The sequence below is a fragment of the Lacipirellulaceae bacterium genome (genome assembly GCA_040218535.1).
In the GTDB taxonomy this organism is placed as follows: Bacteria; Planctomycetota; Planctomycetia; order Pirellulales; family Lacipirellulaceae; genus Adhaeretor.
This window is the reverse complement of the sequence record JAVJRG010000012.1, coordinates 1,595,555-1,620,483: the sequence shown is the minus strand read 5'-3', so window position 1 is coordinate 1,620,483 and position 24,929 is coordinate 1,595,555. Positions and strand designations below refer to the sequence as shown.

At 55.6% G+C, this 24,929-nt stretch carries 22 protein-coding genes; 13 read left to right on the top strand and 9 right to left on the bottom strand.

Annotated elements, in window-relative coordinates; translation table 11 throughout:
* Positions 1-18 precede the first annotated feature (18 nt).
* The 5 genes from RIB44_20390 to rpmI all read right to left on the bottom strand — a co-directional run bounded on the left by RIB44_20390 (position 19) and on the right by rpmI (position 5,333).
* Positions 19-945, bottom strand: a complete 927-nt coding sequence (locus RIB44_20390; protein MEQ8618941.1) for a hypothetical protein — start codon at positions 943-945, stop codon at positions 19-21.
* Between the two features lie 458 nt (positions 946-1,403).
* Positions 1,404-3,428, bottom strand: a complete 2,025-nt coding sequence (gene pheT, locus RIB44_20385) for a phenylalanine--tRNA ligase subunit beta (protein MEQ8618940.1) — start codon at positions 3,426-3,428, stop codon at positions 1,404-1,406.
* Between the two features lie 47 nt (positions 3,429-3,475).
* Positions 3,476-4,534, bottom strand: coding sequence for a phenylalanine--tRNA ligase subunit alpha (gene pheS, locus RIB44_20380; protein ID MEQ8618939.1), 1,059 nt, complete (start codon positions 4,532-4,534; stop codon positions 3,476-3,478).
* A 139-nt stretch (positions 4,535-4,673) separates the two neighbouring features.
* A complete protein-coding gene (gene rplT, locus RIB44_20375; protein MEQ8618938.1) occupies positions 4,674-5,030 on the bottom strand; it encodes a 50S ribosomal protein L20 in 357 nt (118 codons plus the stop codon).
* Between the two features lie 99 nt (positions 5,031-5,129).
* Positions 5,130-5,333, bottom strand: a complete 204-nt coding sequence (gene rpmI, locus RIB44_20370) for a 50S ribosomal protein L35 (GenBank protein ID MEQ8618937.1) — start codon at positions 5,331-5,333, stop codon at positions 5,130-5,132.
* Positions 5,334-5,609: 276 nt separating this feature from the next.
* Between rpmI and RIB44_20365 the strand changes: the two genes are divergently transcribed.
* From RIB44_20365 to RIB44_20355, 3 genes are all read left to right on the top strand, one after another.
* A complete protein-coding gene (locus RIB44_20365; protein MEQ8618936.1) occupies positions 5,610-5,879 on the top strand; it encodes a MoaD/ThiS family protein in 270 nt (89 codons plus the stop codon).
* A 234-nt stretch (positions 5,880-6,113) separates the two neighbouring features.
* A complete protein-coding gene (locus RIB44_20360; protein MEQ8618935.1) occupies positions 6,114-7,235 on the top strand; it encodes a hypothetical protein in 1,122 nt (373 codons plus the stop codon).
* Positions 7,236-7,383: 148 nt separating this feature from the next.
* Complete coding sequence (locus RIB44_20355; GenBank protein MEQ8618934.1) at positions 7,384-10,335, top strand: protein kinase; 2,952 nt, start codon at positions 7,384-7,386, stop codon at positions 10,333-10,335.
* 8 nt (positions 10,336-10,343) lie between these two features.
* Here RIB44_20355 and infC read toward each other — a convergent pair whose 3' ends face one another.
* The gene (gene infC, locus RIB44_20350; GenBank protein ID MEQ8618933.1) at positions 10,344-10,847 is read right to left on the bottom strand and encodes a translation initiation factor IF-3; all 504 of its coding nucleotides are present in this window, start codon (positions 10,845-10,847) and stop codon (positions 10,344-10,346) included.
* Positions 10,848-11,022: 175 nt separating this feature from the next.
* Complete coding sequence (gene thrS, locus RIB44_20345) at positions 11,023-13,068, bottom strand: threonine--tRNA ligase (protein ID MEQ8618932.1); 2,046 nt, start codon at positions 13,066-13,068, stop codon at positions 11,023-11,025.
* An 870-nt stretch (positions 13,069-13,938) separates the two neighbouring features.
* Here thrS and RIB44_20340 point away from each other — a divergent pair.
* From RIB44_20340 to RIB44_20295, 10 genes are all read left to right on the top strand, one after another.
* Positions 13,939-14,781 carry a PEP-CTERM sorting domain-containing protein gene (locus tag RIB44_20340; GenBank protein MEQ8618931.1) on the top strand — a complete coding sequence of 281 codons (843 nt, stop codon included), beginning with the start codon at positions 13,939-13,941 and terminating at the stop codon, positions 14,779-14,781.
* A 122-nt stretch (positions 14,782-14,903) separates the two neighbouring features.
* Positions 14,904-15,500: a PEP-CTERM sorting domain-containing protein gene (locus RIB44_20335; protein MEQ8618930.1), complete on the top strand. Its 597-nt coding sequence runs from the start codon at positions 14,904-14,906 to the stop codon at positions 15,498-15,500.
* Positions 15,501-16,927: 1,427 nt separating this feature from the next.
* Complete coding sequence (locus RIB44_20330) at positions 16,928-17,533, top strand: PEP-CTERM sorting domain-containing protein (protein ID MEQ8618929.1); 606 nt, start codon at positions 16,928-16,930, stop codon at positions 17,531-17,533.
* Between the two features lie 179 nt (positions 17,534-17,712).
* Positions 17,713-18,351, top strand: coding sequence for a hypothetical protein (locus RIB44_20325; protein ID MEQ8618928.1), 639 nt, complete (start codon positions 17,713-17,715; stop codon positions 18,349-18,351).
* Positions 18,352-18,378: 27 nt separating this feature from the next.
* The gene (locus RIB44_20320; GenBank protein ID MEQ8618927.1) at positions 18,379-18,996 is read left to right on the top strand and encodes a PEP-CTERM sorting domain-containing protein; all 618 of its coding nucleotides are present in this window, start codon (positions 18,379-18,381) and stop codon (positions 18,994-18,996) included.
* A gap of 28 nt (positions 18,997-19,024) precedes the next feature.
* The gene (locus tag RIB44_20315) at positions 19,025-19,633 is read left to right on the top strand and encodes a PEP-CTERM sorting domain-containing protein (GenBank protein MEQ8618926.1); all 609 of its coding nucleotides are present in this window, start codon (positions 19,025-19,027) and stop codon (positions 19,631-19,633) included.
* A 32-nt stretch (positions 19,634-19,665) separates the two neighbouring features.
* Positions 19,666-20,289, top strand: coding sequence for a PEP-CTERM sorting domain-containing protein (locus tag RIB44_20310; protein MEQ8618925.1), 624 nt, complete (start codon positions 19,666-19,668; stop codon positions 20,287-20,289).
* Positions 20,290-20,316: 27 nt separating this feature from the next.
* Complete coding sequence (locus tag RIB44_20305) at positions 20,317-20,928, top strand: hypothetical protein (protein MEQ8618924.1); 612 nt, start codon at positions 20,317-20,319, stop codon at positions 20,926-20,928.
* A 42-nt stretch (positions 20,929-20,970) separates the two neighbouring features.
* Positions 20,971-21,573, top strand: coding sequence for a PEP-CTERM sorting domain-containing protein (locus tag RIB44_20300; GenBank protein MEQ8618923.1), 603 nt, complete (start codon positions 20,971-20,973; stop codon positions 21,571-21,573).
* A 347-nt stretch (positions 21,574-21,920) separates the two neighbouring features.
* Positions 21,921-22,868, top strand: a complete 948-nt coding sequence (locus RIB44_20295; GenBank protein ID MEQ8618922.1) for a TIM barrel protein — start codon at positions 21,921-21,923, stop codon at positions 22,866-22,868.
* A 109-nt stretch (positions 22,869-22,977) separates the two neighbouring features.
* Here the strand turns inward: RIB44_20295 and RIB44_20290 are convergent, their stop codons facing one another.
* Together RIB44_20290 and RIB44_20285 are read right to left on the bottom strand one after the other, a co-directional pair.
* Positions 22,978-23,622, bottom strand: coding sequence for a peroxiredoxin (locus tag RIB44_20290; GenBank protein MEQ8618921.1), 645 nt, complete (start codon positions 23,620-23,622; stop codon positions 22,978-22,980).
* 37 nt (positions 23,623-23,659) lie between these two features.
* Positions 23,660-24,883: a glycosyltransferase family 4 protein gene (locus RIB44_20285; GenBank protein MEQ8618920.1), complete on the bottom strand. Its 1,224-nt coding sequence runs from the start codon at positions 24,881-24,883 to the stop codon at positions 23,660-23,662.
* Between the last annotated feature and the right edge of the window lie 46 nt (positions 24,884-24,929).

Below are 24,929 nucleotides of genomic sequence, written 5' to 3'. Positions count from 1 at the left end.
AGTACCCTACTAAGAATATCAGTCTTTAATAATCCGCTTGAGCACCGAATGCTCGCGGGGGCCAGTCTCTGACTCGGCGGTTGGGACTTCGGCAGGCGTGGGGATGGCTTCGACCGCGGGCTGCTGGGCTGCCTTCTTTGGCTCGACGGGGCTTCCCAGCGCCGGACCACTGGCTGCTGCAGGGGCCTCAGGTGCGATTGCTGGGGCGGGGGGACGGTTGAACCGTTCGACCGTTTCTCGCAGTGCGGCGTGCATCATCTGGAAGCTGGCGAGGCTGGAGATCTGCGCGTATTTCTCATTGAGCGACACGCCCTCAAAACGCTGGAGCGTCTTCTCCAGCGAACGCATTCCCAACTGCACTTGCCCATCCACGGCTGGCGGGAGCGAGTCGTCCGGGAGCTTCAAGTAACGTTGCCAACTCTCGCTACTGGTGAACTGATCAAGGTCCTTGTCCAAATCCTTGGAGGCGGCATGCAGTGCGTTCAACAATTGGGTGTCATCAAACGTGGCGATCTCTGCCGCGGTGGGGTAGGTCGTTTGCATCTCGGCCAAAGTCGGCTCACCGGCTGGCGTTGGCGGCGGCGTTGCGAACTTCCTCGGTTCGGGCACAGACTGCTCGTTATCGCCAAGATCAGGGCTGCCTTCGGGGCGAGGCTCAAACGCGGGCTGAGGCACTTCTTCGGTGGTCAAAGCAGCACGGCGACGCGGCAGCAAGGGCCGACGCAGCACGAGCGGTTGTTCGAGCAGAATCCCGTTGAGCAACGGACGACGTACGACCGGTGCCACGGGTTGGACGACGCTTACCGGCGGTGCTTGCACGACGGCGCGGCGGCGACGAAGGATTTGGGCCTCGGCACTTTCGGCCAGCATGCTAGTAGCGCTGAACGTGACGGCGACAAGGACCAGAAGGAAAACGAATCGATTCGTAGAAAGGTGAGATTTCATAGCCTGAACTTCGGTGCCTGACGAAGAATCACGGCGAACGATCGCCATGATAAAGGTCCCATTCTACTCAGCCCCACCCTCAAGTACACCTTCTGGAGAGGGGTTTGTGGCTGGGGCTTCCAGCCATGTCAGTCACACATAAGTATCTCAATCTGCTTCCATGACAAAATCATGCCGCGAAGCGGCATTAGCACGTAACCGTTGGCGTAAGCCTACGGTGAATTGTACTATCAAATCTAGCCGCGAAGCGGCGACAGCGCCTCGAAGCCTCAGAATCGCTATCGCCGCTTCGCGGCTTGTTCAAGGATTTGGCTCCTGAACCCCGAGCTGCGCTCGGGGCTACGTGCTTCCGCAGCTTCGCTGCTTTGGGAACTTGTGTGTAACTGACAGGCTTCCAGCCTCAGAAAGCGTAGTAAAAAACCGATCAAGCCACTGGGGCGGGATGCCCCAGCCACGGTCTACGCCCGTAGTTCGCCACCCACTTGTTTTCCAAGGGCCTCGACGATGGCATCTCGCACGCCGTCGGCTCGCTCGCTGGTGAGCGTGCCTTCGCTGGAACGAAGCTGAACGCCGTAGAGCAGGCTTTTCTTGCCTTCGGGAAGCTTCTTCGCATCGCGGTACGTCTCTTGGTAGCTGATCGATTCGAGAAGCTCGCTCCCGGCGGATGCCGTGATGCTCTCGACTTCAGCCCACGTTACGCACTCGTCCACCACAATGTTCAAATCGCGGGAAACCGCGGGATAGGTGGAAAGCGGCACGGCGGTGACAACCAGTTCCGCGGTTTCGATCAAAAGATCGAGATCGATCTCTGCCACCGAGCAACCGTTTCGCAGTTCGGCCTTCTTCAAACCGGCTTCGCTGAGCTCACCGAGGTAGCCCAGCGGTTTGCCATTAAGGGTTAGGAGCCCACTCCGCCCGGGATCGAGCAACTCGAACTCGGCGGGGGAGACTTCAAGCTCGGCGTTACGTATTGCTGAAGCCCGCGTTACTGAAAAAACGGCGGCCTCAAGAACGCCCTTGAGTTCTAGGTAGCTTCCGCCACTGGTGATCGTGAGAACTCGCTTCTGCTCAGGCAGACCCTCAGCTTGTGGCAAGTACACGCTGGCGATTTCGAACAGCTCGATCGTCGGGTTCGAAGCCTTTTCGTTGTGCAGCCGCGCGGCAAGCAGGCTTGGCACCAAGGTTTGCCGGAGACAATCGGCCCGTCGCAAGACCGGCGTGCTAACTCGCAGCGGCTCTGCCTGTGACCAAGGCCGAATCCAATCGACGGTTGATTCGTCGACGGCACTGAGGGTCATCGCTTCGTAAAAACCGGCGGCAACCAGCGTCGAGCGAACACGATCCTGCACACGGTCTTGTTGCGTGCGTTGCGAAGCAACCATCCGCACGCCGGCATCTTCGGGAATTCTGTCGTAGCCAAAGATGCGAGCGACCTCTTCGATCAGGTCAATCTCCCGCGTCAGGTCGGCCCGCCAACTGGGAGCGATCACCTTGATGCAGTGGTCACAGATGTGCGTCTCTTCGCAACCGAGGTCGGTAAGAATCTTCTGCACCTGTTCCTGCGGCACACCGATGCCTAGAACACGCTCAATCTGCTCGAAACGTAGCTTAATCGGATCAGGCTTTGTGTAGGTTTCACCGCTGTCGGCAACTTCTCCCGCCAGCTCGCCACCCGCGAGTTCCAAAATCAACTCGCAAGCACGACGGCTCGCCCAGTCGATCCCCAACGGGTCGACGCCCCGCTCGAATCGGTACGACGAAGGGCTATGCAAGTGATGTCGGCGAGCGGTGTTGCGTACCGAAAGCGGAGCGAAGTCGGCCGCTTCAATCAGCACGTCGACCGTTTCATCGGAGACTTCCGTATCCGCCCCGCCCATCACACCGGCCAGCGCCACAGCCTTTTCCGCATCGGCAATCACGCAAGTTCCTGGAGCCAGTTCGTACTCCTTGTGATCAATCGCCGTGAACTTCTCGCCGTTATTCGCTTCACGAACAACAATCGTGTCGCCCGTTAGTTTTCCGTAATCAAAGGCATGCAATGGCTGACCGCACTCGAACAACACGTAGTTAGTGATGTCCACCACGTTGTTGATCACGGCAATGCCCAGCGTCCGCAAGCGATTGGCGAGCCATTCGGGACTGGGTCCGATTTTCACGCCGCGGATCAAGCGAGCCGTGTAGCGAGGGCAAAGCTCAGGGGCTTGCACTTCGAGAGAACCGAGTCCTTTCGCACCACTGGCTTTCGGCTCAGGCCCGGAAACCTTTAGCTCGCGATCCCAAATCACCGCGACTTCACGCGCGACGCCAATGTGCCCCAAGCAATCAGGACGGTTGCTGGTGACTTCCAAATCAACGCCCGTGTCGTCGCCAACTTGCTCAACGCCCTCAAGGTTCAAACCCGTGAGCGTCAGTCGCTCAGTCAGTTCGTCGAGATCGCCGGGAAGCTCAACGTATTCTTTCAGCCAATCGAGTGAGACAATCATGGGGGCAAGTTTTCAGTTGTCAGTGTTCAGTTTTCAGTGACACAGACTCAGAACTGTTCCAAGAAACGCACGTCATTTTCATACAACGCGCGAATGTCCGTGATGTTGTGGCGTCGCATCGCGATGCGTTCGACGCCCAGGCCGAAGGCGAAGCCGGTGACCTCATCGGGGTCGTACCCCACGGCTCGCAGCACGTTGGGATCGACCATCCCCGCACCGCCGATTTCCATCCAGCCGCCTTGCCAGTTGATGTCGACTTCGACGCTTGGCTCGGTGAATGGGAAGAAGGAAGGACGGAAACGCACGTGAATGTCTTCGCCTCCTTCGCCTTCGTTGAAGCCCGATTCCGTTTGATAAAAGCTCTGGCAGAACAACCGCAGCACGCTCTTCAGGTCCGCCATCGTGACGCCTTTGTCCACCAGCAGACCTTCGATCTGGTGGAACATCGGATAGTGCGTTGCGTCTGCGGTATCTGGGCGATAAACACGTCCCAGTGAAATGATTCGCACCGGGGGAGGAGTCTTCTCCATCACCCGGATCTGCACCGTGGAGGTTTGGCTCCGCATGAGCAGCGCGTTGTCGCCCTCCCCTGCAGCGACATTGCCAGTCGCCAGATAAAAATTGTCGAGCGGGTCGCGGGCCGGGTGCGTTTCGGGGATGTTCAGCGCAACGAAGTTGTGCCAGTCGTCTTCGATCTCAGGGCCTTCAACGGCCGTGAAACCGAGTCGCCCCATGATGTCGCGCATCTCGGCGATCGTTTGAGTAATCGGATGCAACCGTCCAAGTCGTAGTGGCTCTCCGGGGACAGTACGGTCAAAAGCTTCCTGGTCGCCTTGAGAAACCGCCCCCGCTAGCCGATCCTTTGCTTCGGCAAACGCTGCTTCGACGGCCCCTTTCACCTCGTTGAACTTCTTGCCGGCTGCGGGCTTGTCCGCCTTGTCGACGGAGCCCATGCCCTTTTGAGCAGCTTTGAGCTTCCCGGCCTTGGCACCAACGAACTCGACTCGCGCTGCTTCAAGCGCATCGGCATCCGTGGCCGAAGCAAAAGCGGCCTTCGCACCTTCAACCAGTGCATCGAGTTCAGCGACGAAATCAGAAAGTGCCATAGCCGTAGGGTCCGCTAAGCGGACCAACTGTTCAGCCCAGAGGAGCCGCTTCATCTAGCCTGCAAGGCTACCGCGGCCGGAATCTGCGCGAACGAAATGCCCAACAATTTCGAAGGCCCGCACAGCGGACCCTACTTGGTTAAGCTGACAGTGCCGTACGGGCCTGCTCAACGACGGCGTCAAACGCTGCCGGGTCGTTGATCGCCATTTCCGAAAGAGTCTTCCGGTCGAGCTCGACCTGGGCCTTCTTGAGGCCGTGGATCAGTTCGCCGTAACGCATGCCGCGTTCGCGAGCAGCCGCGTTGATGCGGATGATCCAGAGCTTGCGGAACTCGCGTTTCTTAACGCGACGGTCACGGAACGCATAGGCTTCCGCTTTGACGAGGGTTTCCTTAGCTGTGCGGAGCAACTTGCCGCGACCGCCGCGATAACCCTTGGTCTTTTTGAAGAGACGATTCTTCGCCCGATTCCGGGCGCTACCTTTGGTGGTACGCATGGTGCGAACCCTTTTCTTACTTGTCGTTTCTCAGCCCAGGCCCCTGCGTACTTCTGCAGACGTTCATACCCGGCGGAGTTGAAATCGATCAGCCGACCGCTAGTAGCTGTTGCCAGCCAATGCTTCGGCGATCATCTTCGAGTTGGTGTCGGTCGTCACGGTCGTGCCGCGGAGGTTGCGCTTCCGCTTGTGGCTCATGCGCGACGCCAAGTGGCTGGTCCCCGAGTGACGGTGCTTCGCCTTGCCCTTGGCGGACAGGCGGAACCGCTTCTTGGTTCCTTTGTGAGTCTTTTGCTTTGGCATAGCTCTTTTCCCGCTGTAATCCCATGCTGGGGAGGTTGATCTTTGGGTAGCCCCACAGTGTAACAGAATCGCAGAGGGTGCCAAGAGCCACAAAACCAGCCAGCCGCGACCAAACTTGGTCGCCGGAGCGTGTCTTCGAGAGGGTTAATACCTGCACTCTTCTGCTTTGCCAGTGAGCTAAACAAACTTCAGTGGCCACTCCCCAGCAAGCTGTTAGCCTGCGGCTTGCTGGGGAGTTTGCTCGCAGTCGCTGCGGGAATCCGCTACGATACGCCCATGGCCCGCGTCGTTTTCACCTCGAACCTCCAACGTCACGTCGAGTGCCCGGAAACCGCTGCCGAGGGCGAAACCGTTCGAGAGGCCCTTGATGCGGTTTTCGCCGAGAACCAGCAACTCAAGGGCTACGTCCTCGACGATCAGACGCGCCTCCGTAGGCACATGAACGTATTTATTGATGGCAGCCCGGTGAAGGATCGCGAGGGGCTCAGCGACCCGGTGACCGACAAGAGTGAAATCTATGTGATGCAAGCCCTCTCGGGCGGATGACCGTGTTCGAAGGGTGGCCCTGAATTTTTAGCCACAGATTGCACAGATGATACGGATCTTGAGGGGATGGACATTCTTAAATTGTAACCCGAAGCGTAAGCGAGGAAGAACACGTGTTGGCGTACCCCCTCGCTCACGCTTCGGGTTATGATTCTGGCCTACCACTTCTCCAAAAAATCCGTGAAATCCGTGTCATCCGTGGCCGAAAACTAACGTCAACCGTGAGGTTAAGCCATGAGTGACCTGCTCCACGTTGCCACACGCAAGGGCCTCTTCACACTCGAGAACTCAAACAGCGGCTGGAACATCACGCATGTCGATTTCCTCGGGCAGAACGCCACGATGGTCTTGCATGATCCGCGCGACAGCACGCTTTACAGCGCGCTCGATCATGGCCACTTCGGGGTGAAGCTGCATCGCTCAGACGATGCCGGCAGAAACTGGCAAGAAGTGGCCGTCCCCGTCTATCCCGAGTTCACCGATGCCGACCAAGCCAAACAAGCTGAAGCGGGGCAGACCGACCCGCGGCGTGACTTTTCCTCACTCAAAGAAATTTGGGAACTAAAGCCCGGCGGCGTGGATCAGCTGGGAACACTCTGGGCGGGCACGATTCCCGGTGGCCTGTTCAGGTCGAACGACCGAGGCGATTCATGGGAACTGGTCACCTCACTCTGGGATCGCGAAGATCGTTGGCAATGGTTTGGCGGTGGCAAAGATAGTCCGGGCATTCATTCGGTAGCCGTTCATCCACAGAATAGCGATCACCTTACAGTTGGAATCTCTTGCGGCGGTGTCTGGGTCACCGAAGACGCGGGCGAAACTTGGGAGCACCGCACGAAAGGAATGCGGGCCGAATATATGCCGCCCGAGCAGGCCGATAATCCCAACGGGCAAGATCCTCACCTGCTTGTGCAATGCCAAGCCGACCCGGAAACCCTCTGGGTGCAACATCACAACGGCATCTTCCACACAACCAACGGCGGTCGTCAGTGGGAAGAACTAACGCCCGAGCCTTCCGCGTTCGGCTTTGCTGTGGCCGTCGATCCAACCGACCCGCAGAGTGCTTGGTTCGTCCCCGGCGTGAAGGACGAGTGTCGCGTTCCCGTCGACGGCAAGCTGGTCGTCAACCGCACCCGCGACGGCGGCAAGTCGTTCGCAATTCTCGACAAAGGCCTACCGAGCGAACACTGCTACGACATCGTCTTCCGCCACGCGCTCGACATTGACGCTACCGGAAATCGGCTCGCGATGGGCTCCTCTACCGGCGGGCTGTGGACCAGCGACAATGGTGGCGACTTATGGGAGTGCGTCACCACGCACCTGCCGCAGGTTTATTGCGTGCGGTTCGCAAAATAGACAAGTGATCACGAGCCTGCCGCGACCAAACTTGGTCGCCGGGAAAATCACAACAGGATTTGCGAAAACTCTCAATTGCAGCCATATTGTAGCTTGAGTTTGCTGCTCTTCTTGCTTCTCGTCTGACTTGACTTCCGGGATCAAACTCTTGTCCGATGCCTCTGGGGAAGACTTCGAAACACGGGCGTTTAACGTCCGCTGCCCCAACTGCCGTCTGCCCATTGAGTTGCTTCCCAATGCCGAACTGAGCAGCATCGACTGCCCCTCATGCGGCAGTAATTTCAGTCTCGTCAACGATGACAATACCACGCGAGACGCGCTGAGTGTCAAGGAACTAGGCCAATTTAAACTCGTTGAGCGTCTCGGAGCGGGTGCCTTCGGGACTGTCTGGAAAGCCTACGATACGGAACTCGATCGCACCGTCGCCGTCAAGATCCCGCGGCGGGGCCAACTCGAGCCCGCGCAGGAGGAGCAGTTTTTTCGAGAAGCTCGCTCAGCAGCCCAACTGAGTCACTCGCACATCGTCTCCGTTTACGAAGTCGGTCGTCAGGCGGAGACGATTTACATTGTCAGCGACTTCATCCGTGGTGTGTCGCTCGCGGAATTGATCGTCGACAGGCAACTTACGCAGCGTGAAGTGGTCGAGATGGGGGTTAAGCTGGCTGACGCCTTGCACCATGCGCACGAACGAGGGGTGATCCATCGTGACATCAAACCCCAGAACGTGATGATCGACGACGCGGGCGAACCCCATCTCATGGACTTCGGCCTCGCCAAACGCGATGCGGGCGAAGTGACGATGACGCTCGACGGGGCCGTCCTTGGCACACCTGCGTACATGTCCCCGGAACAAGCCCGTGGCGAATCGCATCGTGTTGATCGCACCACGGATGTTTACTCCTTGGGCGTGCTGCTGTTCCAAATGCTCACCGGCGAGCTGCCCTTCCGGGGCACCACGCGGATGCTACTGCACAAGGTGATCAACAACGACGCCCCCGGACTGCGGCAGTTCAACTCCTCCATTCCCCGCGACCTGGAAACGATCGCCCTCAAGTGCCTCGAGAAAGAACCAGACCGCAGGTACCCCTCAACCGAAGCGGTCGGATGCGAACTCGAACGCTTCCTCGCTGGGAAACCAATACTGGCCCGACCAATCAGTCGCGCGGGTAAGACGTGGCGATGGGCGAAAAGAAATCACGAAGTGGCGATTCTTTATAGCGCGTTGGTGCTGGGGTCAATTGCCGTTGCTATTGTGGCAACTTATCGGTCAGGCCTCCTGAGAAAAGCAAACGAGCAAATCAACGCCGAGATCTCTAGGGCGGAAGCGCAGGAATTTCTGGCAATGCAGCGTGTCAAAGAAGCGTCGAAGGCCCTGTTCAACTTTGGCGTTAGCGAATACGCCAATCATCGACTCCATAATGGAGTGGAACAGCTCTTGAGAGCATGGAATCTACGCGCTGAAGACGATCCACTTAAACCGGCTTACGGTCGCGTTTTAGCTGACAGGCTAACCAGGGGCGGGCGGCTAATAGCGATTCTCACCGACACGAACGGTGACTCATCGGTTGCCTTTAGCCCTAATGGAGAGCATCTGGCAATCGCAACGGGCGATACCGTCCACTTGTTTCAATCCGACACTGGCCAGAGGCGGGGAGAACTACCACATGGTAACTCCATAATCCAAACCGTTCGATTCACTTCTGATGGTTCTCGAATCCTGACTCTCGCAGAGGATAATACGATACGCCTCTGGGATTCTGAAACACACCAGCTAGTCGGCAAACCGATGATGCACCCCAGACGGGTTTTGTCGTTTGCAAGCAGTAGCGACGGCAATCTCATTGCTGCCTCGACCACAGCCAAGTTAAGTTACGTCTGGAACTCCGACACAGGCTTCCAGTCAGCTCAGCTGATCAAACATAAGGGAAAAGCCATCGACGTTGATCTGCTAGTCCCTTCACTGGCAGTTGACGCATCTGCAACCAAGGTGGCTACCGCATCATTCAACGGAATCAGGTTATGGGACGCCAAAACGTGCAAGCCGTTGGGCAGCCTGATGCAGCTTGAGTCAGTTTCTTACTTGATCGCTCTCCGAGGGACGGACCTTAGCAATCTCAGAGCGGGTGAGCTTCCCGTGCTGTTTAGCCCCGATGGCTCGAAATTGGCTGCCGCCACTCCCGTCGATTCCGTCTGGTTGTGGGACACGAAAAGTGGCGATCCTATTGGCGGACCGCTGCCACATGAGGGGCAGGTGAGCCGGCTCGCCTTTAACCGCGATAGTACGCGACTGACTTCTGCTTCCGAGAAGACAGCAAAAGTGTGGAGCACCGAGACGGGGGAACAGGTTCACATCCATCCTCTGAGGCATCCTGAGCCGATCGAACTGCTCACTTTCTGCCCTGATGGAGAGGTGGTAGTGACGGCCTCTGGTGGAGTTTTCCATCATTGGAATGCCAAGGCCAAACGGCTCATCCGTTTACCGCAAAGCTACGATAAATTGTCAGAGTCCGTCACGTTGTGTCCTACCGGAAAGAAATTCATCGCTGCCTCCAGTAGGGCCCGACTCCTCGACATGGGAGTCAATGCCCACCAGAAGGTGACAACGGAATACGATGCGAACTTGACCTCCATGACATTTGACGAGCAAAGAGATCGAGATCTCGATACCGACAACCGATCAGGAGAAGCCTCGCGTAGCGGACCAGAGAAATCGAAGAAGGTATTTAGTCAATGCGGATGTATCGAGGCAGTCATTGATGACAAACAAGTAATCCGTTTCAGAGACATCAACTCCGGGCAGCCTGTCGGAACGGAGATCCGGTTTCGTGGCAATGTCTCAGCCATCGCGTTGAACGCTAGCGCGACTCAACTAGCAATTGGCGCAGAGAAAGCCGTACGAGTCTGGGATGCCTCGACAGGCGTCCCCGTGGGTGAAGAGATGCTTCACGAGGCAAAAATAACCCAACTAGCATTTAGCTCTGATGGAAAGACTCTAAAAACTACCACAGAGAAAACTGATCGCATCTGGAAACTCCCCACTCCAGGCTCCAAGGACATCCCACGACTCGTCAAGCAACTAGCACCGCGACGTGATCCATAACGCAACGCCTACTTCGGCGCTAGCACCATCACGATTCGCCGTCCGGCCATCTTTGCGGGCTGCTCGATCTTAGCGACGTCTTCGAGTTCCTCGACGAGTCGCTCAACGAGCTTGAAGCCTTCTTCAACGTGGGCGTTTTCGCGGCCACGGAAAATGACCGAGCAGATCACTTTATCGCGTGCCCCGAGGAACTTGCGAGCGCGGTCGCGTTTCGTCTCGTAATCGTGTTGGCCGATCTTGGGGCGCAGGCGGATTTCTTTGTTCTTGCTTTGATGGACGTGGCCTTTGTTTTGCCGCTTCTTCTGCTGGTACTTGAACTTACCAAAGTCCATGATGCGGCAGACGGGGGGCTTTTCGGTTGGCGCGACCTCAACAAGATCAAGCCCCGCCTCACGTGCTTTTTCTAACGCCTCGTCCCGAGTAATTACGCCTAGTTGTTCGCCATCGTCGCTGATCACACGCAGCGGCGAGACACGGATCGATTCGTTGATCCGTTGCTGATTACGATCGATTTCTCAAATCCTCCAAAGGGTGACAATGTTCCGGAATGGAAAAGTTCTCCGGGCCGCCTAAACTGCAGCGGCGGACCCACAAGTATTGGTTATGAATGGGGGTTAGGTCAAGCTATCATTTGAACGCCTCAGCCCCGAGCGTCTTGTACCACTGCAGGAGCCTGAGCGAAGAGACTCAATACCCATCCCCCGCATCCGTGGGGACCGCTGGAGCCGCCTCGGCCACTTGGCGAACCGTCCGATCGGCCACTTCCGCCTGAAGTTTCGCAACGGCCTCGGCGATCGGCATCGCTCCCAGGTCGCCGTCGATGCGATCTCGCACCGTGACGGTTCCGTTTTCAGCATCCTTCTCGCCGACGACTAGCATATAGGGAATCAGGTCGATCTGGCCTTCGCGGATCTTCGCCCCCAGCTTCTGGCCACGGTAGTCTCCCGTGACGCGGAAGCCGGCCTCTTTCATCTGTTGCTCAACTTGCTTGCCATACTCCTCGCTCTTTTCGCTAACCGTGAGAACGCGAAGTTGCTCAGGAGCAAGCCACAGCGGGAACGCACCTGCGAAATGTTCGATCAAGACGCCGATGAATCGCTCCATTGATCCCAACGGTGCGCGATGAATCATCACCGGCTGATGTGGCTGGTTGTCGGCCCCTGTGTACTCGAGACCAAAGCGGTCCTGACTCGGCAAGTTGTAGTCAAGCTGAACGGTGCCGAGCTGCCACTCGCGACCGATACAGTCGGTCACCACGAAGTCAGCCTTTGGTCCGTAGAAAGCCGCCTCACCGGGTTCAATCGACATGTCAGGGAGGTCCATCGATTCGCAGACTTCCTGGAGTGCCGCCTCCGCCCGGTCCCAAACCGCTTCGCCGCCGACATACTTCTTGCTGTCGGGGTCACGAAAACCGAGTCTCACGCGATAGTTGGTCATCCCCAGGGAGCGCAAGACTTCTTGGGTCATTTCCAAGCAACCTCGAAATTCATCAGCCACCTGATCTTCGGTACAGAAAATATGCGCGTCGTCCTGCGTGAAGCCACGCACCCTAGTCATGCCGGAGAGTTCGCCCGACTGCTCGTAGCGATATACGGTGCCGAACTCAGCCAGCCGCACAGGTAAGTCGCGATAGCTCCGCGGCTTGCTCTTATAAATCATGATGTGGTGCGGGCAATTCATCGGCTTGAGGAGGTACTTTTCACCCTCCTCGCCCTTCTGAGTCATCTCGATCGGAGCGAATTGCGACTCCTTGTAGTACGGATAATGCCCGGAGATCTGGTACAGCTCGACCTTCCCGATATTCGGCGTATAGACAGCCTCGTAATCTCGCCGGCGCAGTTCATCCTTCAGATAATCCTCCAACGTCTGTCGAATTGCCGCCCCCTTTGGCAGCCACAGAATGAGGCCGGAACCCACGGTCTGACTGATCGTGAACAGCTCCAACTGTTTGCCCAGCACCCGATGATCACGCTTCTTCGCTTCCTCGAGCTGCTCGAGGTAGGCCTTCAGTTCCTTCTTGTCGAAGAAGGCCGTCGCGTAGACCCGCTGCAACTGCTCGCGTGAGTTGTCCCCCTTCCAATAGGCCCCCGCAACGCTCTGTAGCTTGAAGGCCTTCCCAATGTGACCGGTACTCGGGATGTGCTTCCCGCGACACAAATCGAGGAACTCACCTTGGCGGTAAAACGACAGTGTTTCCTCGTCTGCCAGCCCTGTCTCGATATGCTCGACCTTGAAGTGCTGATTCATCTCCTTGCAGGTAGCGATCGCTTCCTTGCGGGAGAGAACTAGCCGCTCGAACGGTTCGTCTTCCTTGATGATCTTCTTCATCTCGGCTTCGATTTTGGCAAAGTCTTCTTCGCTAAGCGGGTGTCCAAGATGAAAGTCGTAGTAGAAGCCATTCCCTGTGACTGGCCCGAATGCCAGGCTGACGCCCTCAAATAAACGCATCACCGCCTGGGCCATGACATGGGCGCAGCTGTGTCGCATGATGGCGAGGGCTTCAGGGTCGCGCTTCGTCAGCAGACGGAGCTCGACGCCTTCCTGTCCCTGACCCTGGGCGTCCAGTGGAGTACGTAAATCGACGAGCTCCCCGTCGACAACCGCAGCGATGGCGCTCTTCGCGAGACCGGGGCCGATATCCGCTGCTAGATCATAAGCACTGCTGCCTGCTTCTAACTCCCGTTGGCTTCCGTCTGGCAGTTTTACTGAAATCGTTCCAACACGACTGGGCATTTCGCATCCTGAGGGGTCAATTCGACGAAACTACGGGGCGATTCGTACGAGAAACCGCCCGCAAGAAGCAGAGTATAGAGCTCTTCGGACGATTACACTATCCGTGTTGCAAGCTTCCTCTAGCGTTGAAGTTACGTCCGATGACGGAGCGAAGTCCAGAACACCGATTGGCTTGCAGGTTCGCCTTTTTCCGGGGTTTTCATGGCTCCTCTAGCCCTTATTGGCCAGTGGTCCACAATTACGGATTATCCGGTCGAAATCTGCCTTGATTTGGGCCTTGCAACCCCACTTTTTTTCGCTTTTTTGGCATTCCCCAGCCGCCTCTCCTCTCGCCGTAAGTGCAATCACCCTAACCGTTAAAAACTGTGACAAACGGTTGCCCGCAGTGGGGCTCGTGAAATTTTTCGCGTGCCAGGTCACAAAACAGTTGCAAGGGCGACAATGCTTGTTAAAGTGATGAGAGCGGTGGCGGGAAGTGCGCCATCGCCGTGTTATTGGCAAGACTGATTCGTCAGCTTTTTCAGTGACACAAGTTGTCTGACGTATTTTGATCAGTGATATCCTTGTCTTTTAGGGAACACCGGAGCAGCTACTGAGAAAAGTCTCGCCACTCGGGTCCATCTAATATACGGACGGAGTGCTTGACTGTGGGCAGCATGCTTCAGAGCTCCACCGGAGTTCAAAACAGATTCAGCACTAGGGTTCGCCCTCGTCACTAAATCTGCTTTCGCTGCACGAGATACACCAGTCGCTACAAAGCACTTAAACCAATTAGGAATTCACTTAACCTAAATTGCCCCCAATCAAGCGCAGACTTTTTTCACTACGGTTTTATCTAACCTACTGAGACGGGGAATCGGAGAAATGATCATGAAACGTGGACTAGTTTTGTCACTGTGTGCAGCCGCCGTGGTTGCAATGACTGCCCCAGCTATCGCTGACGTCAGTGCTCAGCTCAACCTGCGGTACACAGACCCCGCCAACCCAGCTGAGGGTGGTACTTGGGAGCTTCTGGTCAAGTCGACCGTTGCTGGTGGTGTCGCTGGTATCGACGCTCAAATCGATGACGCAACCGGCGTCACCGCTGTTGACACTGGATCAATCAGCTCAGCTGGCGCTGCTTTCGATAACGTCGACAGCGTTTTCCGCTTCCGCCCCGAAGGTGCCGGTGCTGAAGTTGTTGCTGGTGACGACCTTGATGGCACTCTCATCACTGGCGTTGGTACTGTTGGCGGTCCTGCCGATCAAGGTGCTGACGACTTGGCCAATTCGATCTGGGACAACTCAGCACTGATCGCCTCTGGCGAGTTCGGTGGCACACGCCCAAGCCTAACTGTCGAAGGTGCCAATGAATTTGATGGCTCGAATGCAGCTGTTGCTGCTGCTATCGCAGCCACAAGCACTCGTGGTGACAGCGTCGGCACCGATGGTCTAGCCCTCGGCGACCACGACCGCGACTTCGACGTCGATGGTGACGATCTTGACACCGTTCTCTTTAGCTTCAACCAAGCTGTTGCAGCTGCTAACGCCTGGGACCTTGGCGACTCCACCAATGACGACACTGTCAACGGTGACGATCTCGACAATGTTCTCTTCGCGTTCAACACCTCGCAAGCTCCTGGTCCAGCCATTGCTGCTGTTCCTGAACCAGCTTGCTTGAGCCTGTTCGCTCTCGGCATGGCAGGCCTTGCTGGTCTGCGTCGTCGCAGCTAATTGTTGTTACCATGGCTACTGGCTGAGAGTTCAACAGCTCTCAGCCAGTGCAAGCCTGGTAACACTCAGCGGCAAATTTGTTTCATACTAAAAACACAACTCCCTTAGTCGAGGCCAGATTAATGAAATTCAGTCTCTCAGCCTGTGCAGCTATCGCTGCTCTATGCTTCGCTCAGCTAGCCGAAGCTGCCACCGTATCGATTACACCCGCTTCTCGTCCCGCATCGCAATCTGAAGTCGATGATCCAGGAAGTGGCGGATTGCAAGCCGATAGCATCGTCCATGAGTTTTTCGTAACAACTGATGGCGACATCCTCCGTGTCGGTGATCTAAACATCGACGTTGCTCTCTACAACAATCCTGCCGGTTCGGACACGATGCCTCCGAATCCACTTTTCCTCCCAGTATTTCCTAGCCTCGGTGCTGATTCATTCATCACCACTCCAGGTGACACCGCAACCGCTGGTGGTGGCTTGAGTGACCAAGGTGCCTCGTTCTTCGACTCGTCCAATGACGGGCCACAGAACAACTTCCTGTTCGCTCGCCTTACAACAGCCCCAGGTGAAGGTGGTACCTTCTCCGGTGTTATCAGCGTGGCTGGTAGTGCTGGTCCTGAGGTATTCCCATTCAGCTTCCCACTGGGTATTCCTGAACCAACTTCAATGATGCTGGTTGGTTTGGGTCTAGTTGGCCTCGGTAGCGTCCGCCGCCGCAGCTAGAACTTGATACGTTGAATGATCGAAAGGCCCTTCTCGCCCTGTGCGTGAAGGGCTTTTTTCATGCGCGCTACTGGATTAGATCAGTGCCGTTCCAAGTGATTCATCTGCTGGTCGCTGTCCTTCAGCCGTAGTGCTGCTTCTTCTCTATAGACTTACCGCTTCGTCCACGATTAGGGTTCAATTAACCCCAGTAGCAGCTTCGGACATCAGTTTGCTATTCCCAAGCGTGAGGGAGTTCTCCAACTGCTACTAACGTTCGGTCCGTGAATTAGCAGGTCCGGCATTTATGCCGGGTACTTGAGATTACCTTCTGAGCAAACACCCCGTTAACTGGGCTTACCCCAGGGAAACTGACCTCCTAACCCGCAATAAGTGTCGGGTCCAATACTGCTTGATTGAGAATACCAGCACTTGATTCCTCCTCGTGAGCTAGTGGCTCGACACTTCGGGTTACGATTATTGCAACCGCCTCTGATCTGAAAACCTGTTCTCAGTCGAGCAACTGATGATCGGTAACCCTTAACGGATCTTACCTACGACATCACGAGCTAGCCCCCGGTCCCCTCGAATACATCTAGCCAAGGAAGATGCAGACACCCAAGCACTTCAACCGACGCTGTCAAATGAAGCGGGGCAAGAGGAATCTCCCACCGTAATTCTGCGATCCGGGAGTGCTTATCACACTAAAACACCTTCCGGGGTTCCAGACGCGGCAAAGCACGCAATGTAATTGGCTTCGACAAAAGATCTCTTGCCAGCCTCATCCTGTTTGCCCTAAACCCCGTACCTACCGTTACTTTCGACAAAGATGGAAAAACTTTGTTTTTTTCCTTGCGGGGCTTTGGTTCCTTGTTAGAATGGGGGAAACGGCAGGGGGATTTATCTGCCAGAGTACACTTTCAGTCCAATAGCTGGTTGTCTAATGCGTTTCCAACAATTCGGTCCTCACTCTCAAGAGCAGACTTGCTCATGGGTGTCGTCCTGGTTGGCAGACAATTAGCATCTTCTATCGCTCCTCACCTAGGAGCACGACTCGCCCCTCTCGGTTAGTCATTCTTGAAGATCTAAAACTCCTTGTTCTCGTTGCGTGCTTATCACGCCCTGTTGCAAGCAGTCCTCTTCCCTCCAGTCACACTCGCTCCTCTCGATAGTGACGTCGATTTGCTGGAGACGTTCCACCAAAGCTGACACCCAAAACCTAACATTTGCGGAGTTTTGCTCGTGAACGTAGGCCCTGTGCTTATCCAACTAGGAACGAACCTGATCAAGCGTTGATCAAGCACTACACAGGGGTGCTCCAAAGCGTTCCTCACCCAAGACAAGCCGACTCCAGTTGTCACCCGCTTGTCTGCTTGCAACTTAAAGAGTTTTTCAATCCACGAGACCACCAAGTAATGGTCTCACACATTTACTAGGGAGTTTTATCCATGCGTAAACTATTTGCTTTGACTGCTGTATTTGCTTTGTTCGTGGCCGCTAATGCTGAGGCTGCTAATGTGACTTTCTCTCACAATGCACTTGGTCGCGATGTGACGACTGAGGAAGTCAACGATGCGAATGGCCCTTCGGCTGACAACAAAGTCTATGACTTCTTCTTGACATCGGATGCTGATGTCCTGCGTGTTGGTGATGTGTTCATCGAAGGTGGTGTCAGCCTCTACAACAACGCGGCTGGTTCTGACACCATGCCTCCTAACCCACTGTTTATCCCAGTTTTCCCTAGCCTTGCTGCTGATTCTTGGATTACCACTCCAGGCGGCGGTACTGCAACGGCAGGTGGTGGACTAGGCGACGATAACGCTTCATGGTTCGATACCACTAACGATGGTCCACAGAATAACTTCCAGTTCGCTCGTATCACGACTCCAGGTTCAGGTCCCTACGTACTCCGCGGTGTTGTTAGCGTCTCGGGTTCGGCCGGTCCTGAAACCTTCCCCTTCGAACTTTCATTTGGTATCCCCGAGCCAACCAGCTTCGTACTGCTTGGCCTTGGTATGGTCGGCCTAGTCGGTGCTCGTCGTCGCAACGGCTAAACCAAATAAGCATCGAAGAGGAAATAACGACATGCTCACACTCACCATGAGTTGCAAGCATGGGTAACTCGAAAGCCCCTCGGTCCCTGGCGACCGAGGGGCTTTTTTCATACGCAGCGCACTGATGGCGTTGACATTCTACGAACTCAGAAATGCTCAGCTCAAAGCAGGAAACCGTAATGAACAAGCTCATTTTGGCAATCTGTCTCGTCTTCGTACCATATGCTCAGGCTCTGAGCGCCACCGTCTCATTTCATGGAGGTTTTCGTCCGGTATCAAGCGAGGAGCGGACGGATGGCGTTCCCCGATCCGCGGACATTGTCTACGACATTTTCGTGACTACCGATGCCGACATCTTGCGAGTCGGTAACGTCACCCTGAGACCATCGCGTGGTCCAGAGACTCTCTATAACAACGCTGTTGGCTCTGATTCCGCACCGCCAAATCCTGCTTTCGTTGCCGTATTTCCTGCGTTAGGTGCCGACTCTTGGATCACAACTCCTGGAGTCGACACGGCGATTGCCGGGGGTGGTTTTAGCGCCGACAATTCTTCGTGGTTCGACACGACTGATGACGGCCCCCAACAGATGTTTCAGTTCGCCCGTCTCACTTTGGACATGCTTTCCTATTACAACTTCAGTGGCGTCATCTCGGTAGCTGGAGTGAACGGTCCAGAGATTTTTCCGTTTCGTTTTACTCTATGCGGCTCGTGCCCCGAGCCGACCACCCTCGTCATGGCCGCCATTGCCGGCTTCGGCCTGATTGGCGTGCGTCGTCGCAACGTTCAACCGCTGAACTTCGCCAGTCCCGCCCGGTAGCTCCCTCCAGACAAAAGGAACTTTGTCATGAAAGCTTGCTCACTCCCCGTGGTTGCTTTCGCCTTGCTCGCCAGCACAGCAAAAGTCAATGCGGCTGAAGTCACTTTCCATCCGTTACGTGTCCGGCCGGTTACTGACTTCGAGATATCAGAGACCGACGGTCCTAGTGCTGACAACTTCGTTTTTGATTTCTCGCTGACCTCCGATGCTGATATTCTGCGGATCGGTGATGTGTTCCTCGATTTAGCCGGAAGTCCGCTTTACAACCACCCCCTGGGCTCGAACACTTCTCCGCCGCAGCCCTGCCTTGTCTGCTTTGGACCCGGCACCATGACGGCAGACTCCTGGATCACCACCCCGGGCAGCGGCACGGCGCTTACCGGCGGCGATCTAGGAGACGACAACACCTCATGGTTTGATGTCAGCGATGATGGACCTGTGAATCAGTTCATCTTCGCACGCCTCACCACTAACGCAGGTGGCTGGTTCCGAGGCGTCGTCAGCGTCGCCGGAGACACCGGCCCGGAGACATTTCCGTTCGCCTATCAGTTCTCCATTCCCGAACCGACCAGCCTAGCCTTGCTCAGCCTAGGCATGATCGGAGCTTTGGGCATCCGTCGTCGCCGCGAAACGCCCCATCAATAGCTTTCTCTCATAGAACCAACGGATCATGATGAGTAGACAATCCCTACTAGCTGCCACGTTTATCTGTGTTTTCAACACACATGCAAACGCTGCCGAGGTTTCTTTCTCACTTCAATCGCGGCAGGTCACTCCAGAAGAGGTCGCTGATACCAACGGCCCACCAGATGGCCATCTTGTCCACGACTTCTTTCTGACTACTAATGCTGACATCCTGCGAATTGGTGATGTCTTCATTGAAGGTTCAGGGCTCTACAACAACTCCATAGGTTCGAATACGGCACCGCCAAATCCAGCTTTCATTACGGTATTTCCTTCCTTAGCAGCTGACTCCTGGATCACCACACCAGGCCTTGTCACGGCAACGGCCGGTGGTGACTTGGGCGAGCCCAATGTCTCGTGGTTCGACGTAACCGATGACGGACCGCAGCAAAATTTTCATTTCGCACGGCTCACCGTCGCAGGCCCTTGCCCAACGTTTGTTTTTCGTGGAGTTGTCAGCGTATCTGCAGCAAACGGTCCAGAGATCGTTCCGTTTTCGATCATTGTTTTTTGCCCCGAGCCGACCAGCATGGCCTTGCTCGGTCTCGGGATGCTCGCAACCCTGGGTGTCCGTCGCCGCCACGAAACACCCCGCTAATAGCTTCCACGAAAGGATTCGAAGCGTTCATCATGCGAAAACCCGCCCTGCTCGTTGCTACGTTGGTATTGGTTCTCACGACTCACGTGAAGGCTGCCCAGGTGAACTTTCACTTTGGCAATGCTCGACAGATTACGGCTGAAGAACTTGAAGGCGACGGGCCGTTACCTGACAGCTACGTTTACGACTTCTTCCTCTCCTCGGATGCTGACATTCTGCGGGTCGGGAACGTGTTCGTCGAGCTTTTCAGTGGGAGCGGCCAGCTCTACAACAGTCCCCTTGGCTCGAACACCGCTCCGCCCAATCCAACCTTTGTCGCGGTTTTCCCAGCCCTCGGCGCCGACTCTTGGATCACAACGCCCGGCAGCGTCACGGCAACCGCCGGAGGCAGCTTGGGGGACGACAACGCTTCGTGGTTCGATACCTCCGACGACGGCCCGCAGCAAAACTTCCATTTCGCCCGCCTCACCGCCGACGGAGTCGGAGCCTTCCGCGGAGTCGTCAGCGTGGCTGGCGCAAACGGCCCCGAGAGCTTCCCCTTCAACATCATCTTCAGCCCTCCCATCATGCCGTTTCCCGAGCCGACTAGTTTGGCACTGTTCGCAATCGGACTATTAAGTTTTGCCGGAAACCGTTGCCGTGGAATTGGCAACTAACCTCCCCCGTTCGAAAGATCGACGACGATGCTAAAACCCTTTCCAATGCTAATTGCCGTTGTGTGCCTACTCACGCCGCGCCTTGATGCCGCAACGGTTACGTATCGTTCAGAGCGAGTCCGACGTGTGACGCCCGAAGAGGTGGCTTCTCCCGATGGGCCGCCAGATCACTACCTGGTAAGGGATTTTTATCTCACGTCCGACGCCGATATCCTGCGTATCGACGACGCTCGTGTACTCAGCTACGGGATATTCAATGTTGCCCCTCCCCTCGGGTCAGATATCGCTCCGCCGAATCCTGTATTCTTTCCAGTCTTCAAACTGCTGGAGATCGATTCGTGGATCACAACTCCCGGTTCTACGGCAATCACAAGTGGAAGATTAGGTGACGACAATGTCTCGTGGTTCGACGTCACGGATGACGGGCCGCAGAACGATTTTCATTTCGCCCGACTCACCATCGGCGGCGGGCTGGGCGGAGCTTTCGTAGGCGTTTTCCGCGTAGCCGGTCCGAATGGGCCTGAAGAGATTCCTTTTGGATTTCACTTCGGACCGGAACCCACCAGCCTGATTCTGGGAGCGTTCGGCGTGATCGGCATGCTGGGTGTTCGTCGTCGTGACGGAGTCACTTCTAGGTAGAGACCCTGGCCACAGGTAGCAAAGATGCTCAGACACCTCATCATGGCAACATGCTTAGCGATAAGCCTAGCCAACGGCCTGCATGCTGCTGAGGTGACGTTCGCTGGCCCAACGGTCCGCCCCGTCACCTCAGAGGAAGTCGCCGATGAGGGAGGACCTTCACCGAAGAGTCGTGTCTATGACTTTTTCTTGTCCTCAGACGCCGACATCGTTTCGCTTGCATCAGGTTCTACCTCACTTGTCGGGTCTCAGTTCATCTACAATAACGCAGCTGGATCTGACACTGCTCCGCCGAACCCACTATTCCTGGAAGTCTTTCCGGCTCTGGCTGCTGACTCGTGGATTACGACACCAGGAACCACTTTTCGCGACACGTGTCCGTTTGATTCCTGTGCGACCCGACTATGGATGGACACAACCGATGATGGCCCCCAAACGAATTTTCAGTTCGCACGGCGGACGAGTGCTTCGCCATTTGTCTTCGAAGGGGTTGTCACGGTTGCCGGGCCGACCGGTCCTGAAGCGTTTCCCTTTGCATTTTCGATCGTGCCCGAGCCGAGTGCGTTACTGGTTCTCGGCTTAGGCCTTACAAGCCTGCTGATAAACCGCCGTCGGACTTCGCTGCTCTCACGAGATTCTTGTTGAAATCAGGCCAGCCGCTAAGGTAAGCTGAGGCCCGCACATGGTCTGTGGTGAATCGTTTGAGCGAGAAACATTGCGACTTTTGCACACCGGGACGACTTCTGCAAAGCAAAAGTCGGGACGGCCGATTTGCTCAAAATGCCGTAACCCCTGACTGCTGCATCCTTACCGCCCGATACCCCAAAGACACCGGGGCAGACTTTTGCACGTTAGAATCGTGATCTGGTGCAAAAGTGCAAAACCCTCACACTAGCCCTCTCCCGCAAGCAGGAGAGGGAACCGTGAGAATTACGCTTCCGGCTTGAAGACGCTTACTGAAAACTGAACACTGACAACTGAAAACTCTTCCCATGCATCGACGCGAACTCTTAAAATCGACAGGCCTGGCCGCCGCGAGTGTTGGTTTGGCCTCTCTAACGACTTCTCAATTGCAAGCCCAGCAGCCCTCAGCGAAAGCTGCAGGTTCTGAAGCCACCATGAAGAACAATTTCAATCTAAAGTACGCTCCCCATCCGGGGCAATTCAAGCACTCAGCGGGCGACGATTACCTCGCCCAGCTTCGTTACGCAGCCGACTTGGGTTTCACCGCCTGGGAAGACAACGGCATGAAGAAGCGATCGGTCGAGGTGCAAGAGCAGGCCGCCAAGATCATGCAGGACAACGGTATGACGATGGGCGTGTTCGTCGCCCATGGCGACTTCAACGCCGTTTCGTTCACGGGCACGAACAAGGGTGAGCGGGAGAAAGTCCTGAAAGACATTCGCGACAGCATCGAAGTCGCCAAGCGGGTGAACGCCAAGTGGATGACCGTCGTCACGGACAAGGTGAACATCCGCCTTGAGCCGGGCTACCAAACGGCCCACTGCGTTGACCTCCTCAGGCAATGCTGCGAGATCCTCGAGCCGCACAATCTGGTGATGGTCCTCGAGCCCTTAAACTGGTGGGCGAATCATCCGGGCTTGTTCCTGAACAAGATTCCCCAGGCCTACGAAATCTGCCGTGCGGTCGACAGCCCTTCATGCAAGATCCTCTTCGACATTTACCACCAGCAGATTCAAGAAGGGAACCTCATCCCCAACATTGACATGGCCTGGAGCGAGATCGGCTACTTCCAATGCGGCGACAACCCGGGCCGGAAAGAACCTGGCACCGGCGAAATCAACTACCGCAACGTCTTCCGCCACATTCACAAGAAAGGTTTTGAAGGCGTGATGGGCATGGAACACGGTAATTCAAAACCGGGTGCCGAGGGGGAAAAGGCTCTGGTAGAGGCGTATGTCAAAGCGGATGACTTCTAGTTTTTACCACAGAGAGCACGGAGTTCACGGAGGGAGGTGCTGAGACACGATCAACCTAGCTCAAAACTCCGTGTCCTCCGTGCTCTCTGTGGTTCAATACTTTTACTTTTCACGACTTCTTCGATTTCAACCCTGCGACAACCTTCATCACTTGGGCAGCGTCCTTTGCCGGTTTCACTTTCTCGTTTTTGTAAGCGATTCTTTTATCTGGCCCGATAACAAACGTCCAACGGCCCGTAGTAACGCCGCGGACGAGCTCGATGGGCATGCCGTCGAGTTGCCAGTTGACGGTTCCTCCCTTACCCATTCTTACCCCGAAAGCCTTGGCGATCTCGCCCTTGGGATCGGCCAGTAACGTGAAATTCAGCTTGTATTCCTCGCGAAAGTGCTTGTGATTCTCGACCGAATCACCACTGACTCCGATGACTTCGATAGGAAGCTCATCCTGACTTCCCTCCTGCACCATCGTTTTGATGAGATCGCGATAACTACAAGCCTGTTTCGTACATCCGCCCGTCATATCAGCCGGATAGAAATAGACGACTAAGATTTTCTTACCAACATGGTCCTCAGACTTCCACTTCTTCCCCCGATCTGTCACGCCTGCAAACTTCGGAGCCGCGTCACCCACCTTGAGCACAACAGGCTTCTTGGTCTTAGCTTCCTTCGTCGCCGTTGCCTCAGCGGCGTAACTGATCGAATCGCAACAGAACAGAACCAAGAGTGACGCAAGTGAAAATCTTTTAGCGCACATGAAAATCGACCTCGGGGAGAAAACTTAACGCAACGGACTACTGCTGGACCAATTCTTCAATGATCGCATCGAACATTGGCAGGGTCTTGTCATCGCAGTATCGACTATCGAAAGCTTTTCGAGCATTAGACTTGAGCTGCATCCGATACTCGTCATCAGAAACGCAACGACGCAAAAAAGCAACCACTTGATCGACCTCGCCATGCCGCACGCTTTCGCCGCAATCAAAGGTTTCAATGGCTTCATCCACATTGCTACCTTGCGGCCCCAAATAAAGAATGGGAAGTCCGCAGGCTAGATTTGAGTGCATCTTGCTGGGACTCATAATCCCCAAACTGGAATCGGAGAGCGTAATCAACGCACAATCCGACGAATTCATCACCTGAGGAGTTTCCTCTTTAGGAACGTAACCATGCAGAATGAAATTGTCGAGGTTCTTCTCTCGTTTGGCTTCCTCCAGCATCTGCCACCGCTTGCCTCCACCAACAAACAGGAAGACGAGAGCATCCCCACGTAATTGTTCCGCCGCTTGCACTACGGTTTCAAACTCATGCCCATACCCGGTATTACCCAAATAGAGAACGACGAATTTATCGCGAAACGCTTCCGAGTCATTCGGCGTCCAAGGGGAATACTGTTCGTCCTTGGGAAACAGGCTGCTGCGTTCCCAATTGGGAATAACGGTCGTCGGTAGCTTACGCTTTGAAGGTTCGTATTGCCGAAGCAGCAGATCGCTCATTGCTTCGTCGAGGGTAACCAAATGATCAACCCAACGAAACTGAAGCCGCACGAGGAAACGCAACAAGCGACTTGCGATGCCGCCCGATTTCACCATGTCGACTTGCTCAAGCACATCGGGATAACAGTCCATGTTCCAAAGAATGATCTTCGTGCTCGGATGGAGGATTCGATGAGCGACCGCCGTCAGCCCAATCAACGGGGGCGTCGTGAGCGTAATGATCACATCCTGCCGCTTCATGAAGATCATTCGCAGCAGCGTCTGGAGGTAGAACGCCGCGTAATCCATGATCCGCAGCAAGGCATACTTTTTTCCAAAGCGAGGAGTCCAAAGCCTGGAGACTTTCAGATTGCCCGAAGACTCTGAAGCCGCCACATCCGACGCATCGACATACCCGCCACGACTAGTCAGAACACGGACTTCGTCGCCCAAAGCAGCGCGATGCTCTGCCAAAGAAGCTGACAGGTGAGCCGTCGGAGCGAGATCGGGAGTATAGTACTGATTGAGAAGAGTAATCCGCATAGTGACAAGGCTGCTTCGGGCTAGTTATCTGCGTGAGAGACACGCT

Bases quoted from the DNA above. Each gene is read 5' to 3' on its own strand.
- RIB44_20390 (MEQ8618941.1), bottom strand. From the start codon at position 945: ATGAAATCTCACCTTTCTACGAATCGATTCGTTTTCCTTCTGGTCCTT.
- pheT (MEQ8618940.1), bottom strand. From the start codon at position 3,428: ATGATTGTCTCACTCGATTGGCTGAAAGAATACGTTGAGCTTCCCGGC.
- pheS (MEQ8618939.1), bottom strand. From the start codon at position 4,534: ATGGCACTTTCTGATTTCGTCGCTGAACTCGATGCACTGGTTGAAGGT.
- rplT (MEQ8618938.1), bottom strand. From the start codon at position 5,030: ATGCGTACCACCAAAGGTAGCGCCCGGAATCGGGCGAAGAATCGTCTC.
- rpmI (MEQ8618937.1), bottom strand. From the start codon at position 5,333: ATGCCAAAGCAAAAGACTCACAAAGGAACCAAGAAGCGGTTCCGCCTG.
- RIB44_20365 (MEQ8618936.1), top strand. From the start codon at position 5,610: ATGGCCCGCGTCGTTTTCACCTCGAACCTCCAACGTCACGTCGAGTGC.
- RIB44_20360 (MEQ8618935.1), top strand. From the start codon at position 6,114: ATGAGTGACCTGCTCCACGTTGCCACACGCAAGGGCCTCTTCACACTC.
- thrS (MEQ8618932.1), bottom strand. From the start codon at position 13,068: ATGCCCAGTCGTGTTGGAACGATTTCAGTAAAACTGCCAGACGGAAGC.
- RIB44_20340 (MEQ8618931.1), top strand. From the start codon at position 13,939: ATGAAACGTGGACTAGTTTTGTCACTGTGTGCAGCCGCCGTGGTTGCA.
- RIB44_20335 (MEQ8618930.1), top strand. From the start codon at position 14,904: ATGAAATTCAGTCTCTCAGCCTGTGCAGCTATCGCTGCTCTATGCTTC.
- RIB44_20330 (MEQ8618929.1), top strand. From the start codon at position 16,928: ATGCGTAAACTATTTGCTTTGACTGCTGTATTTGCTTTGTTCGTGGCC.
- RIB44_20325 (MEQ8618928.1), top strand. From the start codon at position 17,713: ATGAACAAGCTCATTTTGGCAATCTGTCTCGTCTTCGTACCATATGCT.
- RIB44_20320 (MEQ8618927.1), top strand. From the start codon at position 18,379: ATGAAAGCTTGCTCACTCCCCGTGGTTGCTTTCGCCTTGCTCGCCAGC.
- RIB44_20315 (MEQ8618926.1), top strand. From the start codon at position 19,025: ATGAGTAGACAATCCCTACTAGCTGCCACGTTTATCTGTGTTTTCAAC.
- RIB44_20310 (MEQ8618925.1), top strand. From the start codon at position 19,666: ATGCGAAAACCCGCCCTGCTCGTTGCTACGTTGGTATTGGTTCTCACG.
- RIB44_20305 (MEQ8618924.1), top strand. From the start codon at position 20,317: ATGCTAAAACCCTTTCCAATGCTAATTGCCGTTGTGTGCCTACTCACG.
- RIB44_20300 (MEQ8618923.1), top strand. From the start codon at position 20,971: ATGGCAACATGCTTAGCGATAAGCCTAGCCAACGGCCTGCATGCTGCT.
- RIB44_20295 (MEQ8618922.1), top strand. From the start codon at position 21,921: ATGCATCGACGCGAACTCTTAAAATCGACAGGCCTGGCCGCCGCGAGT.
- RIB44_20290 (MEQ8618921.1), bottom strand. From the start codon at position 23,622: ATGTGCGCTAAAAGATTTTCACTTGCGTCACTCTTGGTTCTGTTCTGT.
- RIB44_20285 (MEQ8618920.1), bottom strand. From the start codon at position 24,883: ATGCGGATTACTCTTCTCAATCAGTACTATACTCCCGATCTCGCTCCG.